This window comes from Bacillus cereus group sp. N8 (assembly GCF_016483685.1).
GTDB classification, from domain to species: Bacteria; Bacillota; Bacilli; order Bacillales; family Bacillaceae_G; genus Bacillus_A; species Bacillus_A proteolyticus.
On sequence record NZ_JAEHBK010000054.1, the window covers coordinates 1 to 17432 of the forward strand.

The window sequence follows — 17432 nt, forward strand, 5'->3', positions numbered from 1 at the left end:
CGTTGGCAAATCGAAATTTTATTTAAAACGTGGAAGTCATTCTTTCAAATTCATCATTGTAAAAAGATAAAACCAGACCGATTGAAGTGCCATTTATATGGTCAATTGATTGCCATTCTACTCTGTTCTTCTATCATGTTTCAAATGCGGCAATTACTTCTTATGAAAAAGAAACGAGAACTGAGTGAATATAAGGCCATATATATGATTAAAGATTACTTTCTTCTTCTTTTCCAAGCTATACAGAAAGACACCCAAGAGCTATCAAAGATTCTAATTCGCCTGTTCAACCTCCTACAGCAAAACGGGAGAAAATCTCATCGATATGAGAAGAAAACAGTCTTTGATATATTAGGTGCCGTTTACAATTGTACCATGTCTGATAATCAAGCGGCTTAATTCAAAAAAATGAAACCCGCTAGGGTTTATTTCGTATGCAAATCTTTAAATTTACTACACGTAGCCTTTAGAAAAAAGAAGCAACCTCTACTATGATTGACGCTGTATGAGCTTAGCTTGATAGCGATGGGGTACTGCCAGTATTTTAGAAAAAACTCACGCTAAGAAAAAAATACAATGAGCCGTCCATGCGGACGGCTCATTTACATAATTATCGAAAGCGGAAATCACTTAAACTTATAATCTATCTATTATCGAATAGCTATTAGTGTATATAGTCCAGGAATCTTAAATTCTGTTTCTGTAGGTGCATCTTGGGGGAAAACCCATTTTTGATGTGGGCCAGATTCTTCAGTTAGTGATTGTACTTGTAATCCGGATTGAACTAAGGTTGTTATAATTTCACCTAAGGTCCACCGTTTAATTCTTACTGAGGGTATAGAGTTTGTTTCATCTTCTGATAGTAAACTAGTGTAGGCTACTTCTCCTTCAATAATTTCATTATCAAAGTAATTACCGTTGGCTTTCATTTCTCCATTTTGAAACTGTATAAGCTTAGAGTAAACTGGATGATAATCACGTAAGATGAACATACCACCATTTTTTAATAATTTATAGACTGTCTCAAAAAGGGGTCTTAAGTCAACAAAATAGTGCAACACGCCTAGTTCTAACACTACATAATCAAATCCTTGTGTAGCTATAGGTAGATCCAAAACATCAGATACAATATATGTAATGTTAACACCTGATTCATAAGCTAATTCATTTGCATACTGGGCGTTACTTTCAGAAATATCTACTACAGTTACATCAGCACCCATTAAAGCAAATGCGACAGCTTTACTTCCTTTGGATCCTAACAGATTAATTATTCTTTTCTTTTCTACATTTCCTGTATATTGAAGGTAATATGATATCTGTTTTTGCGGGTTTGCAGTGATTGTTTTAGCAAAATCTTTTGGAACTCCATGCCTATTTACCCAAGCTTGATAAGCTGAATGTTCCCAACCTTTTTTATTAAGGTTACTCATTTGTTCTTGTTTCATCTATACCCCTCCTTTTTTAACAACTTGAATATTTTAACAATTTAAAATCTATATGTCTACTAGTAAATCTTTTCTTAAATAACTTGATGTAAATTGTATATTCCATACATAATCAGTTAACATAACGTCTCATTATCGCTAGCAAGGACAAGGAGGAACCCCTACTCTCATAAGGGAACCTCCTTTTTTGTTCGATGAATCTATGCATTTTTTTATACATTCCTATTTTGGTGTGCCTTTTGGCCTCCCCATAGTTCCCTATATCTCCCGATTTTTTGCATAAAATCTTGCATGCTCTTAGCGTGGGTTTTTGCCGAAATGCTGGCGGTATCCCTCATAGCTACATTTTGGCTCACCCATACACATAAAGCTATTAAATCTTTTGCTTGGTACTTACTGGTTCGTTGTACAAAACCAACATCTCTAGCAAGATTCCGTAAGGTATTTGGAGATAAAAAACTTTGAATCTCTTGAGCAAATAGTTGTAATTCATCAGACACAGAAACAGACATAAAAAACGCCATCCTTTCCTATGATTCTACAGAAAGAATAGCGTATTTTTTCATTTTAGGGGGCATTTCTTTTTATTAACTTGATAGCGATGTGGCGGGACCCCTATATGTTTTCGTTGACAAAACAGCATTGTCAAATGCAGACGAAGGCCTACGGGAAAATTTCGGCTACAGAACGAGAATAAAGTTAAAAGACGCTGTTGCGCAGAGTGGCTTGCAAGAATACGGCAAAACAACCATAAGATACTTCACATCAGACAATAAAACAGAAATTGAATTTGAATAAGCATTCCTGCGGGAGTGCTTATTTTTTTTATATAAAAATTGAATATTAATATTCTATTATTGAGTTTTATCCTCTGTTCATAAACATAAGATTTTCTGGACAGATGTCTCTTAACGTACAGAAAACACTTAAGATGTGTCCGATTTGTGTCTAAACGTACAATTTTCCCGAAATGGTATGGTGAGACCATGCCCATCAACTTAAGAATTTGCTTTACCCCCAAGTGTAAAAAAAACGCCATCCTTTCCTATAAGGAAACAGAAAGAAAGCGCATTTTTTCATTTTAAGAGGTATTTTATTTTGTTTGATTGATAGTGATGTGGCGAGACCCCTACTAAAAAAAAGGATCTGATATTCATATCAGATCCTTTTTCACTATGTATAATTATTTTACTGCTACTTTTAATTCTTTTCCGGCTTTAAAAGCAGGGACTTTAGATGCAGCGATTTGCATTGCTTCACCTGTTTGTGGATTACGTCCTGTACGTGCAGATCTTTCACGCACTTCAAATGTACCAAAACCAAGAATCTGTACTTTCTCTTCATTTGCAAGCGCATTTGTTATAGCATCTAATACAGCTTGTGTTGCTGCAGCTGCATCTTTTTGTGTAAGTTCTGCTTTTTCTGCTACCATTTTTGTTAATTCAGTTTTATTCATTTTTTGCACCCCTTTGCATGTAATAAGAAATTATTATAACGTACCTACGTTTCTCATGTAAATAAAGATATATAGAAATAGCCCTAGCAACAGCTAGGGGCAATTCTGTGTAATAGGGGTACGGAAACGATTATAGGTTTCAAGGGCCACTCTGGAATTAAATACCATGCTTCAATTTTGATAAGCGTATTTGAGAAACTCTAAATCCTTTAAAATCAATAACTTGTAATCTTCTCAATAGAGTACACTCAATTGAGAAGGATATATGCAATGAATCAAACTCTATGTGGCTTTGAAATAAAGTTCGATAATTTCTAAAAAAGATTGCTGATTAAGAAAAATCTTAAACTGTTTTTCTATAGTATATCGTGTACAATAATTATAAGAATTTTCATTCGACTATAGGACAGGATGGAGAGAATTATGAAGAAAATACAAGGGGATAAAGTATTTTTAAGATTACTTAGTAGAGAAGACGCGATATTCATATTTGATTCAACAGAAATAGAAGAAATTCGTTTTATGACAGGGACTACGAAACGATTTAAACTTGAAGAAGTTGAGGCACATATTCAAAAAAGTGTTGCTGATCCAACACGTGTAGATTTTGCTGTTTGCCTAAGTGAAACAAATGAAGTCATTGGAGATTTAGCTATATTAGAAATAGATGAGGAGAATCGAAAAGCGTTTTATCGTATTTCGATGCATAATTTAAACATAGTAGGGAAAGGGTACGGCTCAGAAGCTACTCAACTGGCACTAAGTTATGCATTTGATGTATTACAACTTAATCGTGTCCAGTTAGAAGTATATAGTCATAATCCACGAGGAATTCGTGCATATGAAAAAGTAGGTTTTATACAAGAAGGAAGATTGAGAGAATCGATATTCATTAATAATCAATTTTCTGATGAAATCATTATGAGTGTATTAAAAAGAGATTATGAAAAGCAAAAGAGATAATATACATAACATTCTTCACCCTTTTGATAATCAAACTTATAAGGAGGAGGACTTGAAGGGGTATGGAAACGATTCGAGGAATGAGGTGCCACTCGGGGGTTTTATTACAATTAATAAAAGAGTAGAAGTAAATTCTACTCTTTAAAAAATGCTGTAATGATAAAGTTTTGTAATCCTTAGCGCACAATGTTCCCAAAATGATATAGTGACCCCTTAAACATTAATATTTTAGAATCAAGTTTATAGAAAATAATAAGATGTTTATAAGTTTAAAACCTACGGGGATTTTTCCTGTGGGTTTTGTTGTATTGTAAGTAGTTTTTAAGAAATTATGGATGGTTTTTTTTATTTTGGTTTTCAAAATAATTTTCTTTAATTATTTTTATTTTGTTTTCGTTTTCTGTTAGTTCAAATATAAATAACGCTTTTTTCATGTTATTAGCACCATCTTCTTCATTAGGTTGTTTAAGTTCCAATAAATTCCTACCTTTCCCATAGTGTAGTTCACCCAATAAGTATAAAGTATTTAGATTAATAGCTAATTTGATGCCCTTATCAATGTATTTTATTGCCTCTTCATGTTGAAATGTCCGTTCTAAACATAATGCTAAATTATATATTATTTTTAATTTAATTTCTCTATTTCTAGGAAAATCTAATTTATTAAAATTATTTAAACATCTTCTTAATATATTAATACTTTTTTCGTATTCTTTATTTCCTGCATGAAATAAGGCCTTTGTATGCAGAATATCTATTTCTTTTTCTGATAAAACATCAACATTGGTTAAAGTTAATTTTAATGCATTATTTATAAGATTAAAAGCAGTTTTTGTTGATTTATTCACATAAAATATAGCAATTGCTTCATGCCATATTAGAAATTGTTTATCCTCTTTCGTTTGGAAGTTATTTTCATTTTTTTCTTTTTTCACTATTTCATAAATTTCTTTATATTGTTGTTGCTTTATGCAATCATTTATTACACGTTTTACATTTTCTGTATATCTTAATCTCTTGTTTTGAGTTAATGAAAATATACTATTTGGATCAACACCAAGTCTTTCAGATAATTGATATAACAATATGCTAGATGGATAAAGCATACCTTTTTCTATTTTACTAATTTGACTTTGAGAACATATTCCTTTACATAATTCAGATTGTGAAATTTTTTTTTTAATTCTAGTTTCTTTAATAATCTTACCAAAATCTTGGAAATCCATTAGTCCCGCCCCTATAATTTAACAATTTATTATAATAAGAATATTTTTCACCTTTCAATATAATGTAAAATTAGTATAGTTTCAATTGAATTAATAATTCTTTTTATATTTAGATACATGGAAATTATCTAATAAATATATCTAAATCTATCTAATTTATTAGATAATGAATTATTAGTAGAAATATATAGAATAGGTGGGAATATGAAAAAACAAATTGCAGTATTTACTTTAGTGACTACTCTTGGCTTAAGCATTCAGCCAATTGTAAGCTCAGCGGAAACAGCTCAAAATACACAAGCAGCTCAACAAAGTGGTTGGGTACAAGAGGAAAACGGAAAATGGTATTTCTATGAAAATGGGGCCAAAAAAACAGGCTGGCTTGCATTAAACGGAAAATGGTATTACCTTGATCCAAATGAAGGTGGAGCGATGAAAATAGGCTGGGCACAAGTAGAAGGAAAATGGTTCTACCTAAATCCAAATGAAGGTGGAGCAATGAAAACGGGCTGGGAAAAAGTAGAAGGAAAATGGTATTATCTAGATCCAAAGACAGATGGCTCAATGAAGACAGGTTGGTTTCAAGATAATGGGAAATGGTTCTACTTAAATGCAAATGAAGGTGGAGCCGCGAAAATAGGCTGGGAAAAAGTAGATGGTAAGTGGTACTACTTCGATGGTAACGATGGTGCCGCTATGAAGACAGGCTGGTTCCAAGAGAATGGAAAATGGTACTATCTAAATGCAAATGAAGGTGGAGCCGCGAAAATAGGCTGGGAAAAAGTAGATGGTAAGTGGTACTACTTCGATGGTAGTGATGGTGCCGCCATGAAGACAGGCTGGTTCCAAGAGAATGATCAATGGTATTACTTAGATGCCAGTGGTGTTATGGTGAATGGTTGGACTAGAATTGATGGAAAAATGAATTACTTTCAGGATAATGGTCAATGGATAAATACTCGTGAATTAACAGTGACGTCAACAGCATATACAAATGATCCAACAGAAAATGGTTATAAACCTGGACAACATGTATATACAAAAATGGGAGATGATTTAACTGCTAATCCTGACTTGAAAGTTATTGCTGTGGATCCTTCAGTTATTCCACTTGAATCAAAAGTTTACGTCGAGGGTTATGGAATAGCTGAAGCTAGAGATACAGGTGGCGCTATTAGAGGTAATAAAATAGATGTATTTATTCCTTCAAAACAGGAATCAAGTAATTGGGGAAGAAAAACAGTTAAAATATATGTATTACCTAAAAACTAATTTATCAATATATCTATTTATAAATCTAGGAGGTTATTAAAATTATGAAAAAACAAATTGCAGCAATTACATTAGCAACTACTTTGGGATTAAGTATTCAGCCGATTTTGAGTTCAGCTGAAGCAACTCAAAATACACAAGCAGCTCAACAAAGTGGTTGGGTACAAGAGGAAAACGGAAAATGGTTTTTCTATGAAAATGGTGCCAAAAAGACAGGCTGGCTTGCATTAGAAGGAAAATGGTATTACCTTGATCCAAATGCCGGTGGAGCGATGAAAGTGGGTTGGGCACAAGTAGAAGGAAAATGGTTCTACCTAAATCCAAATGAAGGTGGAGCAATGAAAACAGGCTGGGAAAAGGTAGAAGGGAAATGGTATTATCTAGATCCAACGACAGATGGCTCAATGAAGACAGGTTGGGTGCAGATAGAAGGAAAATGGTACTACCTAAATCCAAATGAGGGTGGAGCCGCGAAAATAGGCTGGGAAAAAGTAGAAGAAAAATGGTACTACTTCGATGGTAATGATGGCGCCGCTATGAAGACAGGTTGGGTGCAGGTAGAAGGAAAATGGTACTACCTAAATCCAAATGAAGGTGGAGCAATGAAAACAGGCTGGGAAAAGGTAGAAGGAAAATATTACTACTTGGATGGTAATGATGGCGGCGCAATGAAAACAGGATGGTTCCAAGAAAATGAAAAATGGTACTACTTAGATGGTAATGCTGGTGGTGCTATGGTGACGGGACAAGCTACTATAGACGGAAAGACTTATGTATTTGGTAATGATGGTCAATTGCAAGATAGTAAAAGTGATAAAATTATTAATGAAGCTAAAAAACATATAAATAAACCTTATGTATGGGGAGCCGATGGTCCTAATAGTTTCGACTGCTCTGGATTCATTACTTATGTGTATACTCACGCTGGATACCCAGTATCAAGAACAACAGCACAGGGATTTTATGATAAATCTCAGAAAATTACAAACCCGCAACCTGGTGATTTAGTTTTCTTCACAAAAACATATTCTCCAGGCCCTTATATTACTCATATAGGAATTTACATTGGTGATAATAAAATGATTGATGCTGGTGGGAACCATGTAGATATCCGAGATTTAAATTCATCGTATAATCGCCAGCACTTTGTTGGATACGGACGAATCTAATAAATTCTATTAAATCTGTTAAAAGAACGTTCAAATGAGAAAAAAAGGGACTCTATAGATGAGTTTCCTTTTTTCTTTTCGCGATAGGGGTACTGTAGATAAAAATAGTTACCCAAAATAACAACCAATCTACAAACAAGCAATCTCTACAATTGCTACGTAATACATACTAGATTCATGTAAATATTTCTCAATTTTATCGTTTTGGGGTATTAATTTATCTTAGCTTGATGGGTATGGGCCGACCTCAATTACAAGATTCCTAGTGGCTTGCAAAGGAGATAACTGAAGTATTAGCCGGCTCTACGGATTATAAACGAGAAGATTCTCCATCTTCTCCCAGTCTCTGAAACGAGGCGTGTAGCCATAAAGTATTGATGCGGTGGCTTGGAGACGATTGAGAGTATCTTGATTACTTTGAAGATTCAAGTTTCCATTTTGGCTGATATCAGGAATTATGGTGTTTTTTGGATGATTTTTAGGTGTTTTTGCATAAAATCACAAATATTTATAGTATGATATTTGAGTTATATAATTTGTTCAAGGGGAGGATTTAGTTATTATGAAAAAAATTGTTGTATCGTTATTGTCTATTTTTATTTTTTTCACAGCTTTTAGTGCAAACGCCTTTGCGGCAACTCCGAAATATATAGAAGGTCATCACGGTTATTGGCACCTTGGTAACAAGGTAGGGGTATGTGGTAAACAATGGTATTTTAGGTCTGGAAATGACATTGTATTAAACTCCTGGGTGCAAAGTGAAAATGAAGTAGATTGGTATTATGTTAAGGGAATAGCTATGTTTGACCCATCTGCTCCGTGTGATAATAACGGAGGCAATCCTTGGTTGAAGATAGACGGTAGATGGTACTTATTCAACCCTGGTGGAAAGTTAGTTAGGAAAGAAGGTTGGGAATGGTCGGATAATGCTGGGAAATGGATATATTGGATTCCTGGAAATTATGGACTTGCAACAAATGAATCAATGGTAATTAACGGGGTAACATATTACTTCGATAGTAATGGTTATATGAAATAAAAATGAAAGCATCCATAACGGGTGCTTTTTTTCTTTGTTATATAGAAATTACACATTAAACGTGAATTTGAACAGAATGGACATTTAGATTAAAGGATTATCTATATAAATAGGTAGAATCTAGTTATTTGGTTCACATTTTAATCCAAGGGGTACAAATTCGATGCGACGTGAAAAGGATTTGTTGAAACAATGGAAGGCGGATTTGCAAGCTATTCAAGAGGTGAAAAGGCTGAAGAAGAAGGCTAAGAAAAAGAGCAAGAAATATAGTGTTCCGGGTAATACAGCTGATTTCATGAATGGCAAGAATACTTATCGTAAAGAGAATGGGGTATGGAAGCAAAGAAACAAATAATGTAAGGATAAATGAAATTGATTAAGTTTATAGCAATTATTGTAGGCGCTGCCGTGATTTGGGTGGCGCCTTGTTTTATTTTGCGAAGGAAGTGACGGGATGTTTTGGTTGGGATGCCTCAATGGGTATTTAGTAGGTACGCTTATTACTTTACTGATGGTTTACTTTGGTTATCGGATTAGCGAGATGAACAAGGCAGAAAAGTGGCATGATGATTCGGTGTTGAAGAAAATGGAACAGTTAAAGGCGTTAAGAGATGATAAGGGGTGAGGGGATGATTAATAAAATCAAACAATCTATCGTTACGACCGACATTTATATCGGTTTATGGATTGAGGGACTCAGACGATAATCCTAACAAAACAAACGAACACAACGAACGAAAATAGGGGAGGAATAATGAATTTCGGACAAGCGCTTGAGGAAGTAAAACAAGGAAAAGGAATACGATTGCCACAATGGAGTGAGGATGTTATTATCTGCGCTCAGCACCATGATGAACATAGTAAAATGAATGCTCCTTATGCTTTATAGTTGCGCGTAACTATATGTATATTTATGATGTATATATTAATCTTAAATATAGTTTTATGTCATTCTATAAGAATACTTTCATTTTCTTAATAAAAAGTATAAAAGTTATTAGTTAAAATTTTATATTAATGTTATTTTATAGGAATAATAAGAATTTAATTAAATTAATATTAAGAATATTCAATATAAATATTATCAATTTACTATATATTCTATCTGTGTAAAATTATTAATGAGCTAAACTTTTCTTTAAATCTTTGCCCCTAACAAAGATTTAAGGGCATTACCATTTTTCTGGTTAAGATATGTTGAAAAAAAGGATCTGTAATAGATTCTTTTTTTCTTTTGTTATAAATAAAAAGCACTTTTTAATGTTTTAAAAGTGTTTTTAACTTGATGTTGATGTGACGGAATCTCAAGTATGTAGAAATTAAAAAAAGTCCCTTAATAAGGCTAAAGGGACTTCGCTCATACAAATGATCTGCATATCAATTCACTTTTGATATACAGATCATTTGTATGATAATTTTTATAAATAATTGCGGAATAATGAACTTACATTACTGCTTTTAAAAGTTCTTGTACAAATGGAATGATTCCACCTACAAATTTTAAAACTGCCATTGCGATTTCCATATTATTTCCTCCTCTTTTTTCGTATTAAGGTATGATAATTTTTATAAAAAATTGTGGAATAATGAATTTACATTACTGCTTTTAAAAGTTCTGTTACTAATGGAAGTACTCCACCTAAGAATGATAAAACTGCCATTGCGATTGTCATATTATTTCCTCCTCTTTTGTTGATGCTAAGATGTGATTTATCTTTATGCTTTTATTATAGTAAGCGCTTACATTTATAACAATACATTTCTATATGCAATATTGCATATAGGGCAATATTATACATTTAGACAAAAATTAGACCTCTATTAGTTATTCTTTAATGGTACCATAGCGAGGTGAGAGTCTTTAAGGGTTCTCCTTAATAGGAGGAAACGAATATTGGAAAGAGTGCAAGTGATTGACAGTAATCTAAAATTCAAAAGATGGGTTAAACAGGTATTAGCTGTAGGCGGAATGTTAGGGTTCTGCTTCTTTGTGTTATATTTTTACAGTTTCTTAATTGTTATGTAAATATATATAACTATAATAGTTAAGCCTTACCTACAGAGGTAAGGCTCTTTTGTTGTATCTGAGGTGAATTTTTTTGGAGGTACTCCAAAATATAGGGTTGATGGGCATGTGGTTCTACTTCTATCACTGAAAGTAAACTAATATAAAGATAGAAAATCGAGCGAAGCGACAACCGTTTTAGGACGAAGAAATGAAACTTCGAAAATAAAAAAAGGTAAAGGTACTAGGAAATTTCCTAGCAAGACAAAAACGTAGTTTTTGAGGTTTACCATGGTAAACCCGTAGCTTGCCCTTCCCATTTTTACTCTTATAGAATTCTACACTTAATTGCTATTTCGCTCTTAGTTACAAGAAAGAACGTTGGTACTGGGCCATAAAAGATGGTTGACGTTAAGTTATTTTTTATTCAAAACTTTATTCAAAACTTTATTTTTGAATAAAGTAAAAAAGAGTCCTATATTATTAGGACTCTTTTTCTTATTTATAAACATTATGAAATAAATAATTGTCTTTTTTCTGTTTTTAAGAAAGGGTTGTTTAGTCTTTTTGTTTTTTATTACAGAAAAAATCCCCTCATGTTATAATTGAAAGCGACCAAACTTATCAATTAGAGAAAGGGGATTGTGTTTGTTTACTTATTTTAAATTCTATAAGCATCATAGCATAAAATGTTCCTCTTCTCTAGTTGAAAATCTTAGAAAAGAGGAGAAAGATTATGTCAAAGCTCGTCAATTTAGAACAAGCTGAAAAAAATGCAAGATTGAGAGATATCGAGAATTCAAAGATCTTGTCAGAAGAAGAGATGTATTTAGCAAATGAACTTCAAGCAAAGGCTAGTTCAAGAGGAATGAAATTAGTTCCTGAACGTAAAATTAAGAATAAAGCGAAGTTTGTTCAGATCATTCAACAAAACATCCAGTATTTATTTGAAATTGATTATTTAACAAATGCTGAGAAGGTATTTTTATTAGATATTTCAATGTGTGTAGGTTTTTTAAGTAATTGTTTAGTTAGTGATATTAACTCTAAAGAACAAATTCCATTAACTCAGCGAGAATTAGCCAAAAAAATAGGAAGACATGAAACGAAAGTTAGTCCTTTGGTTAGAAAATTAATTGATAAAGGCATTATTGCTCGTTCAGAGAGTGGTGTTGATGATAATAATGTTAGGGCATATGCTTTGTTTATAAATCCTCATGTTATGTTTTCAGGGAATAGAGATGAAGTTAACCCGACACTTAAAGCTATGTTTAGAAAGGTTCCTAAACAGCTTAAAAATTTGCCTATTAAATTATTTTAAGTCTACTTTAATTAGTAGACTTTTTTTGTTAATTTCGTACTTACCAAAAACGGTAAGTTTACTTACCAAAAACGGTAAGTACGAAAAATCCTGAAACCCTTGGTATTACTGGGTATTTTATACTTCGGTATACTTGTCCCTTCTCACTCTATATAGAAATGGCTAAAAGTTCCGCAAGGAACGGGTCGTATTTTCTTTCGCTTTGCTACAGAAAATCTCCACCCTTTACGCTTTGCTCCATCCTTGCGGAACTTTTTTCGGCTCGAGTTTGGATATCACCAAGCCGATACATCCAAAAGCAACTATTTGGGATCATCGGCTTGAATTGCAATTATACGAGCCGAACCGCTAGTGCCTTCGCTTAATAATTTCACTTACCACATTGATAGATACGTAATACGTGGGGGCTCGTCCCCACACGACGAACCAGCCTCAACCCCAAAAGCAAAGGAAAACCTTCTTTTAAACCTGTTTATTTTGCTTTTTACGCGTATATTTTTGTTTTTACGACAAATAGTATTGTTTTAGATTTATATTCTTTAAAAAGGATTCTGAAGCGTCTGAATAGCATCTTGTATTTTGTTGTTATTTATTTCTAGATTAAGGATTTATATTTATTTAATAGCTATTGTTTTCTTTTAGTATTTTAAAATAATGTTCGATTGCAATTTATTAAAAATATCATGTCGTTAGTGAGTACTCATATGGAGACATCAAAGGGACTTTGTGTACTCACTGAGTCTACATCTGGGGACATAATGGGGACATTTGAAGGGTTTTGTGTCGTCAGTGAGTGGACATCCTGGGGATTTTCGTGTACCCACGTTTAAGCTAGGCTCCGCCTAGTCCCAACCCTTAGTTGGGCCCAAAAACGCCTTATGCTCTTCTATCTTTTTTGATTCAGAATTTCCAATTTTATAGAGTAGTTCATTTTTAGTCGGAAATTATTATGTTAAAAAACAAAGTGTTAATTAATTTGTATGTTGTTTATTGAATAATTTAAGTAAAGTGAGTATCAAAGAAGAAAAAGAAATTAAAACTATCTATTTCGTAAGTACAAGATCTAATGAATACTGTGCATGAAGAATTAGGATTGATTTAACTTAATTTTATGTGAAGTGTTAAGATAAAGGAGTTATAACTGTTATAACGAATTTGAAATATTGAAAAGGAGGTTATGACTATTATGACACCTATTATTTATGAAAATGTATCCCAGATTGCAAAAAGATTAAAAATATCACCTTCTACGGTTAAAAAATATTACTTACTAATTGAGAGTTATAACTGTTATGCCTTTAAAAGGGACGAACGAGAACGAATTATTTTTAATGATTATGATGTTAGGTTATTACAAAGATTAGTAGAGTTAAAAAGTATGCCACAAGTTACATTGGAAGATGCTTGCAAATTACTTTTAAAAGAAGAAGGATTAACAGTTAATAATAAAAATATGACTGTTATAACTCCTGGATCTGATGATTTAAAAGAAGTATTGAGAGAATTAAAAGATACAGTAGAGTTACAACAAAAACAATTACAGAATCAAAATGAGCAAATAACTAAACTAACAAACTTATTGGAATCCCAACAAAAGCTATTGACTCATTCTAATACTATAGAAAAACAACAGGTTACTGATCGGGATAAAGCGGTTATGACTGTTATGCGAGAACTTCAAGAAGTAAAACAGATGGTTGCAGCAAATAATGAAAAGAAATGGTATCAATTTTGGAAGTGATTTGCTGAGTTCTGACGTTATAGAATAAGGGGATACTTTGGGGAAGAGTTTGGTCTTGGAGGATTTATCAAATTTGAAAAACCAAAGGAGGGGGAAAGCTGATATGCAAGCATTTAAAGTTGGGAAATTAGTCACATTCGTTGCAATTATAATACTTCTTGTGGTTGCTATTTTATCTCCTTACAACTTATTTAAAAAGATGTATTTTATTATTGGTGTTCTTATTATTGGCGCAATTTCATTTGGTGCAAATAAATTTTTTGAACTGGTACACAGTAAATTTAATAAGAAATGATATTACCTATGTGATAGGGGAATTCAAATCTAGTAAAAAGGTAGAGGATATATGTTTTTAAAAGCTTCGTATTCCGATTTTATTAGTCTTATTATTCTTATTACAGTTATTTTAGCTCTGTGGAGATTAAAGGTATGGTCTAATAAAAAATATAATGTCCCTAAAGTATTTCAATGGTTCCCTAAAAAATGGGGGAAAAGAAAAATTTCAGAACAGTTTTTTCAATCAAAACTTGATGTTGAAGGTAAAGGGATTTGGATTATTTATTATGCTGTAGATTTATATGTTGTAACTATCCCATTACAAGTGAAAAAATATAATACACTTTAATGTTCTGTTTTTTATTAAGAAGTTTTAAAATACGGTAAGTGAAATTATAGGTATAATTTTCTATGAAAATTAGCTTATTATTTATTGTTAGCAATAAATAATAAATGTATTTAGAAGGAATCGTGGTTGCCGCGCATGTGGAATCGCTGAGTCCTGGCGTTTATGCCGCGAAAGTTCCTTGACGATGAGGGGAACCCTCATGCAAACTCGCCAGGGGTGGCCCCAGAAGGGCGGTTTTTGCCCGCTGGGGTTAGCTTTGGGAGTTTGAGGGTTCGGAGGCTCGTGGTCAAGGGAACCGTGGAATAAAAAGCGAGGACGGGCCCCAGGACAGGGCAAAAGCCAATGTCTTCGCCAAGATTTGTGGTTCTACTGTTAGAAAAAGGCGAATAAGAATATAGCATACATACAATAAGGGAATGCAGTATAGATCAGTCTACAAGCATTCCCTTGCTATAAAGATGTAAATAATTTTTTACCATCAAAACCTTCTTTTCTAAAAAAACCTTGAAAGGCATGAGCCAATCAAGGTCAGAAGTAGTGATTTGTAATCTTTAATTTCTTTAATAAATACTTAGACAGTTACTGTAGCTAGTTGTATTAGTTTCCTTCACTAAATCACAAACTATTTATCACATTTCTTATATACAACTGACCCCATATAAATTAAATTTCCACTTTTAAATTTAATTTTATCTATATCTCCATCGTACTCAAAATCATATAATCTAATAATAGAATCATAGGTTTCTGGCAATTCTTCCCCGTAATGTTCCACAAATTGTGATAAAATTTCCGCTTTATAAGAGGAACCATTTAAAAGGTTAGTCAACGATGTAGTGGAGTTTTCTATCAAGGTACTTTCTAATAAATCTTGGTTATAATCAATAAAATCAATATTAAAGTCTCTTATGAATTTAGATTGAATTCTATCTCCAATTTCATCAAACATATTGATGAACTCAGCGCATAATTGTTGTGCTACCCCTAATAGATTTCTCCAAAAGAGTGTTTCTCTCTTTTGGAGAAATACTTCTCTTACATTGCAACATCTTGATATCCTACTCTATCTACTTCTTCATTTATTAGAAGTATACCTAATCCATTTTCTGTATCCCACGTACAGTCGAAGGATAACCCAATATATCTACCTTCAAGACTTTTCGTATATAGTACAGAAATTCCAACTAAACTTATTCTATCAAGAAGTTGATCAATCGTTTCAATCAAAGGATAATTTTCATTAAACGTATCATCATAACCAAGTTCATATCGTTTTTGTTGGTAATAATCTAACAAGGGTTGTAAAATGTCATGCTGTAGTTGCTCCCAGTTTTGAATGAATGAATTATATGCTATATATTGTTTTTCTAAAAATTTACCATCCTCTTCACCGCTTATCGATAAAGAAATTTCAACTTCTTTTCCACAAAACTCAATATTAGTGTCCTTAAACCATACATAATCATATTCTAGTTCCCCAAAAACTGCATCATTTATTATCATTTTGCACTCTCCTTTAATACATTTCTATTTTGTAGCAAATCCTCCAGGCGTATATGCTCCTGCATTTATCTCTCCTACCCCACCAAGATGCCCAAATGTACTGTTTATGCTTGATGGTACAAGTTGCATCGTTTTCACATCATTTAATTCATGCCATGTTAAATTGTTTGCGAGTCGGAAATCTTCTATATCGCTTTTTGTAATATTCCCAGGTTTCATTCCAAATTTGCTAGCTAATTCGGGAGATTTATTAAGCTGCTCAGCTAATTTTTCGTTTGCTTGAGCAAAATTAGACCGTCTAGCTTTATTTCCGTGTTTGCTACCAGTCCCACCGTACATATGGTCAATCTCCACCTGAGCTTTTGATACTGGTGAAAAATCAGGAACTCCATTCTTATATTGGATCCCTTTTACACCCACCCCATCTAAAATACGTTTCACCACTGGGTCTGGCGGTGGTTTAAGCGTACATAAAGATTCACCTCTTAGTCCTTCAAATCCGACCTTTTTATTCTTTTCAGTAAGAGGTGTTTGATTTCGTCTTCCTTCATATGTACTAGCAAATCCCTCTTGCTTGAAGGCTGGTGGAATATCAGCAACTCTATTACCAGTACCCTGAGTTTCACTCTTAGCAACAGAAAATAACTCTCCAAGTGTCTTTATTTCTCCGACTTTCCCTCCACTTGCTAGCGCAGGTTCAGGGAATATATTCGGGATCTTATTCATGAATGCTTCTACTTTTTCCGACTTACCAACTATTTTATCGCGTTTCCCTGCTGCTCGAAAGAGATTTGCACCCTCTGCGATTTTCCCTCCATTCACTACGGCCGCTACTTCACCGACGCCGACACAAAAACTACCAATATCAAATATCATGCCACCAAAAGCATAAGGGTCGGTCATGGCTTTTTCTACATAATCTTTCACTGCGTTATACATTTCTTTTTCGTCTTTTCTATAGGTTCTAGCGAGGTTATCCAGTACGGGAATTTTGTCCGTTAGTTCGGGATTATTTAAGAATTTACTAAGATGAGGAGCCTTAGTTGTGATATAGCCTACAATCCCATATTCGGCCAGTTTCTTCGTACCTTCCCAAGTCGCATCGAGATCGTCCAGTTTCCATTGTTCTGTTTCTACGCCACGTATCTTGTTAATACCCAACTCACCAAGCTCTAGGACTAGGTAAACTGATTTTATTACACCTGTCGCAGCCCCACTAATTGTGGAACCAGCCGCGCCTATCAAACCTTCTAACATCAAGACTTTATCAGATTGTTCTTTCAGGGCAGGAATGTTCTTTCCTAACCATCTTGTTCCTTTTTCTAATCCATCCCATTTCTTACCGATACTAGCAAAAACGCCTTGAAGCCACGCCTCCGCTGGATGATGGTTCGCCCACTCCTCTTGCTTTTTCTTCATTTCTCCTTCAGCTTGCAGTTGCGCTTCTTTTTCCGCCTTCGTGATTTGTGTATCTATTTCATGAATGCCTTTTGCCAACGCATCTTGCGCAAAGAAAGTTTGAAGTTGCGGATCAGTATAAGATAAACTGCCCATCTTTCCTGCAATTTGAACTTGCTTGTTTAGGGAATCGAGAATGTCTTCCGCATTGCTTTTTTCTTTTTTGCTTTCAAATTGCTGTACTTTTTGAATCGTATCCTCTAGTT

At 33.6% G+C, this 17432-nt stretch carries 19 protein-coding genes and 2 pseudogenes; 14 read left to right on the forward strand and 7 right to left on the reverse strand.

Translation table 11 applies throughout. The features are described 5' to 3' along the window. The coding region (locus JDS80_RS28715) for a transposase (RefSeq protein ID WP_199640615.1) at positions 1-399 on the forward strand (399 nt) is incomplete at its 5' end. A gap of 251 nt (positions 400-650) precedes the next feature. Here the strand turns inward: JDS80_RS28715 and JDS80_RS28720 are convergent. Further along, entirely contained in the window at positions 651-1448 is a 798-nt protein-coding gene (locus JDS80_RS28720) for a class I SAM-dependent methyltransferase (RefSeq protein ID WP_199640616.1), read from the reverse strand. A gap of 293 nt (positions 1449-1741) precedes the next feature. Further along, positions 1742-1960, reverse strand: a pseudogene (locus JDS80_RS28725) (IS4 family transposase); the annotation flags it as partial. Between the two features lie 103 nt (positions 1961-2063). Between JDS80_RS28725 and JDS80_RS31755 the strand changes: the two are divergent. Continuing rightward, positions 2064-2246: pseudogene (locus tag JDS80_RS31755) on the forward strand (hypothetical protein); the annotation flags it as partial. A gap of 385 nt (positions 2247-2631) precedes the next feature. On the opposite strand, the gene JDS80_RS28730 reads toward JDS80_RS31755, so the two are convergent. After that, positions 2632-2904: an HU family DNA-binding protein gene (locus JDS80_RS28730; RefSeq protein ID WP_002151048.1), complete on the reverse strand. Its 273-nt coding sequence runs from the start codon at positions 2902-2904 to the stop codon at positions 2632-2634. A gap of 423 nt (positions 2905-3327) precedes the next feature. Here JDS80_RS28730 and JDS80_RS28735 point away from each other — a divergent pair, with 423 nt between their 5' ends. Next, positions 3328-3867, forward strand: a complete 540-nt coding sequence (locus tag JDS80_RS28735) for a GNAT family N-acetyltransferase (protein ID WP_025151234.1) — start codon at positions 3328-3330, stop codon at positions 3865-3867. Between the two features lie 329 nt (positions 3868-4196). Here the strand turns inward: JDS80_RS28735 and JDS80_RS28740 are convergent, their stop codons facing one another. After that, positions 4197-5093: a helix-turn-helix domain-containing protein gene (locus JDS80_RS28740; RefSeq protein ID WP_199640617.1), complete on the reverse strand. Its 897-nt coding sequence runs from the start codon at positions 5091-5093 to the stop codon at positions 4197-4199. A gap of 204 nt (positions 5094-5297) precedes the next feature. Here JDS80_RS28740 and JDS80_RS28745 point away from each other — a divergent pair, with 204 nt between their 5' ends. From JDS80_RS28745 to JDS80_RS28785, 11 genes are all read left to right on the forward strand, one after another. Then, on the forward strand, positions 5298-6365 hold the full coding sequence (locus tag JDS80_RS28745) for a 3D domain-containing protein (protein ID WP_199640618.1): 1068 nt from the start codon (positions 5298-5300) through the stop codon (positions 6363-6365). Positions 6366-6409: 44 nt separating this feature from the next. Continuing rightward, the gene (locus JDS80_RS28750) at positions 6410-7534 is read left to right on the forward strand and encodes an NlpC/P60 family protein (protein WP_199640619.1); all 1125 of its coding nucleotides are present in this window, start codon (positions 6410-6412) and stop codon (positions 7532-7534) included. A gap of 562 nt (positions 7535-8096) precedes the next feature. Then, the gene (locus JDS80_RS31760; protein WP_242477450.1) at positions 8097-8573 is read left to right on the forward strand and encodes a hypothetical protein; all 477 of its coding nucleotides are present in this window, start codon (positions 8097-8099) and stop codon (positions 8571-8573) included. A 163-nt stretch (positions 8574-8736) separates the two neighbouring features. Next, positions 8737-8928 (forward strand): hypothetical protein, encoded by a 192-nt coding sequence (locus tag JDS80_RS28760; protein WP_199640620.1) that lies wholly within the window; start codon positions 8737-8739, stop codon positions 8926-8928. A gap of 108 nt (positions 8929-9036) precedes the next feature. Then, positions 9037-9198: a hypothetical protein gene (locus JDS80_RS28765; protein ID WP_206774719.1), complete on the forward strand. Its 162-nt coding sequence runs from the start codon at positions 9037-9039 to the stop codon at positions 9196-9198. 129 nt (positions 9199-9327) lie between these two features. Continuing rightward, the gene (locus tag JDS80_RS32020) at positions 9328-9462 is read left to right on the forward strand and encodes a Thoeris anti-defense Tad2 family protein (protein WP_274605852.1); all 135 of its coding nucleotides are present in this window, start codon (positions 9328-9330) and stop codon (positions 9460-9462) included. Positions 9463-10467: 1005 nt separating this feature from the next. Continuing rightward, positions 10468-10599, forward strand: coding sequence for a hypothetical protein (locus JDS80_RS32025; protein ID WP_274605853.1), 132 nt, complete (start codon positions 10468-10470; stop codon positions 10597-10599). Positions 10600-11314: 715 nt separating this feature from the next. After that, a complete protein-coding gene (locus JDS80_RS28770; RefSeq protein ID WP_000041163.1) occupies positions 11315-11899 on the forward strand; it encodes a MarR family transcriptional regulator in 585 nt (194 codons plus the stop codon). 1186 nt (positions 11900-13085) lie between these two features. Further along, positions 13086-13640: a DUF3967 domain-containing protein gene (locus tag JDS80_RS28775; protein ID WP_016101411.1), complete on the forward strand. Its 555-nt coding sequence runs from the start codon at positions 13086-13088 to the stop codon at positions 13638-13640. 103 nt (positions 13641-13743) lie between these two features. Beyond that, a complete protein-coding gene (locus JDS80_RS28780; RefSeq protein WP_199640622.1) occupies positions 13744-13935 on the forward strand; it encodes a hypothetical protein in 192 nt (63 codons plus the stop codon). 51 nt (positions 13936-13986) lie between these two features. Next, positions 13987-14265, forward strand: coding sequence for a hypothetical protein (locus JDS80_RS28785; RefSeq protein ID WP_061673136.1), 279 nt, complete (start codon positions 13987-13989; stop codon positions 14263-14265). A 622-nt stretch (positions 14266-14887) separates the two neighbouring features. On the opposite strand, the gene JDS80_RS28790 is transcribed toward JDS80_RS28785, so the two are convergent. From JDS80_RS28790 to JDS80_RS31765, 3 genes are all read right to left on the reverse strand, one after another. After that, positions 14888-15214 (reverse strand): immunity 22 family protein, encoded by a 327-nt coding sequence (locus tag JDS80_RS28790; protein WP_199640623.1) that lies wholly within the window; start codon positions 15212-15214, stop codon positions 14888-14890. Positions 15215-15300: 86 nt separating this feature from the next. After that, on the reverse strand, positions 15301-15768 hold the full coding sequence (locus JDS80_RS28795) for a DUF6985 domain-containing protein (RefSeq protein ID WP_199640624.1): 468 nt from the start codon (positions 15766-15768) through the stop codon (positions 15301-15303). 24 nt (positions 15769-15792) lie between these two features. After that, the coding region (locus JDS80_RS31765; RefSeq protein WP_242477451.1) for an HNH endonuclease at positions 15793-17432 on the reverse strand (1640 nt) is incomplete at its 5' end.

Coding starts and splice junctions, on each gene's coding strand:
- JDS80_RS32020 (WP_274605852.1), top strand. CDS start 9,328: ATGAATTTCGGACAAGCGCTTGAGGAAGTAAAACAAGGAAAAGGAATA.
- JDS80_RS28785 (WP_061673136.1), top strand. CDS start 13,987: ATGTTTTTAAAAGCTTCGTATTCCGATTTTATTAGTCTTATTATTCTT.
- JDS80_RS28760 (WP_199640620.1), top strand. CDS start 8,737: ATGCGACGTGAAAAGGATTTGTTGAAACAATGGAAGGCGGATTTGCAA.
- JDS80_RS28795 (WP_199640624.1), bottom strand. CDS start 15,768: ATGATAATAAATGATGCAGTTTTTGGGGAACTAGAATATGATTATGTA.
- JDS80_RS28775 (WP_016101411.1), top strand. CDS start 13,086: ATGACACCTATTATTTATGAAAATGTATCCCAGATTGCAAAAAGATTA.
- JDS80_RS28790 (WP_199640623.1), bottom strand. CDS start 15,214: ATGTTTGATGAAATTGGAGATAGAATTCAATCTAAATTCATAAGAGAC.
- JDS80_RS28770 (WP_000041163.1), top strand. CDS start 11,315: ATGTCAAAGCTCGTCAATTTAGAACAAGCTGAAAAAAATGCAAGATTG.
- JDS80_RS28735 (WP_025151234.1), top strand. CDS start 3,328: ATGAAGAAAATACAAGGGGATAAAGTATTTTTAAGATTACTTAGTAGA.
- JDS80_RS28780 (WP_199640622.1), top strand. CDS start 13,744: ATGCAAGCATTTAAAGTTGGGAAATTAGTCACATTCGTTGCAATTATA.
- JDS80_RS28740 (WP_199640617.1), bottom strand. CDS start 5,093: ATGGATTTCCAAGATTTTGGTAAGATTATTAAAGAAACTAGAATTAAA.
- JDS80_RS28745 (WP_199640618.1), top strand. CDS start 5,298: ATGAAAAAACAAATTGCAGTATTTACTTTAGTGACTACTCTTGGCTTA.
- JDS80_RS28720 (WP_199640616.1), bottom strand. CDS start 1,448: ATGAAACAAGAACAAATGAGTAACCTTAATAAAAAAGGTTGGGAACAT.
- JDS80_RS31760 (WP_242477450.1), top strand. CDS start 8,097: ATGAAAAAAATTGTTGTATCGTTATTGTCTATTTTTATTTTTTTCACA.
- JDS80_RS28730 (WP_002151048.1), bottom strand. CDS start 2,904: ATGAATAAAACTGAATTAACAAAAATGGTAGCAGAAAAAGCAGAACTT.
- JDS80_RS28750 (WP_199640619.1), top strand. CDS start 6,410: ATGAAAAAACAAATTGCAGCAATTACATTAGCAACTACTTTGGGATTA.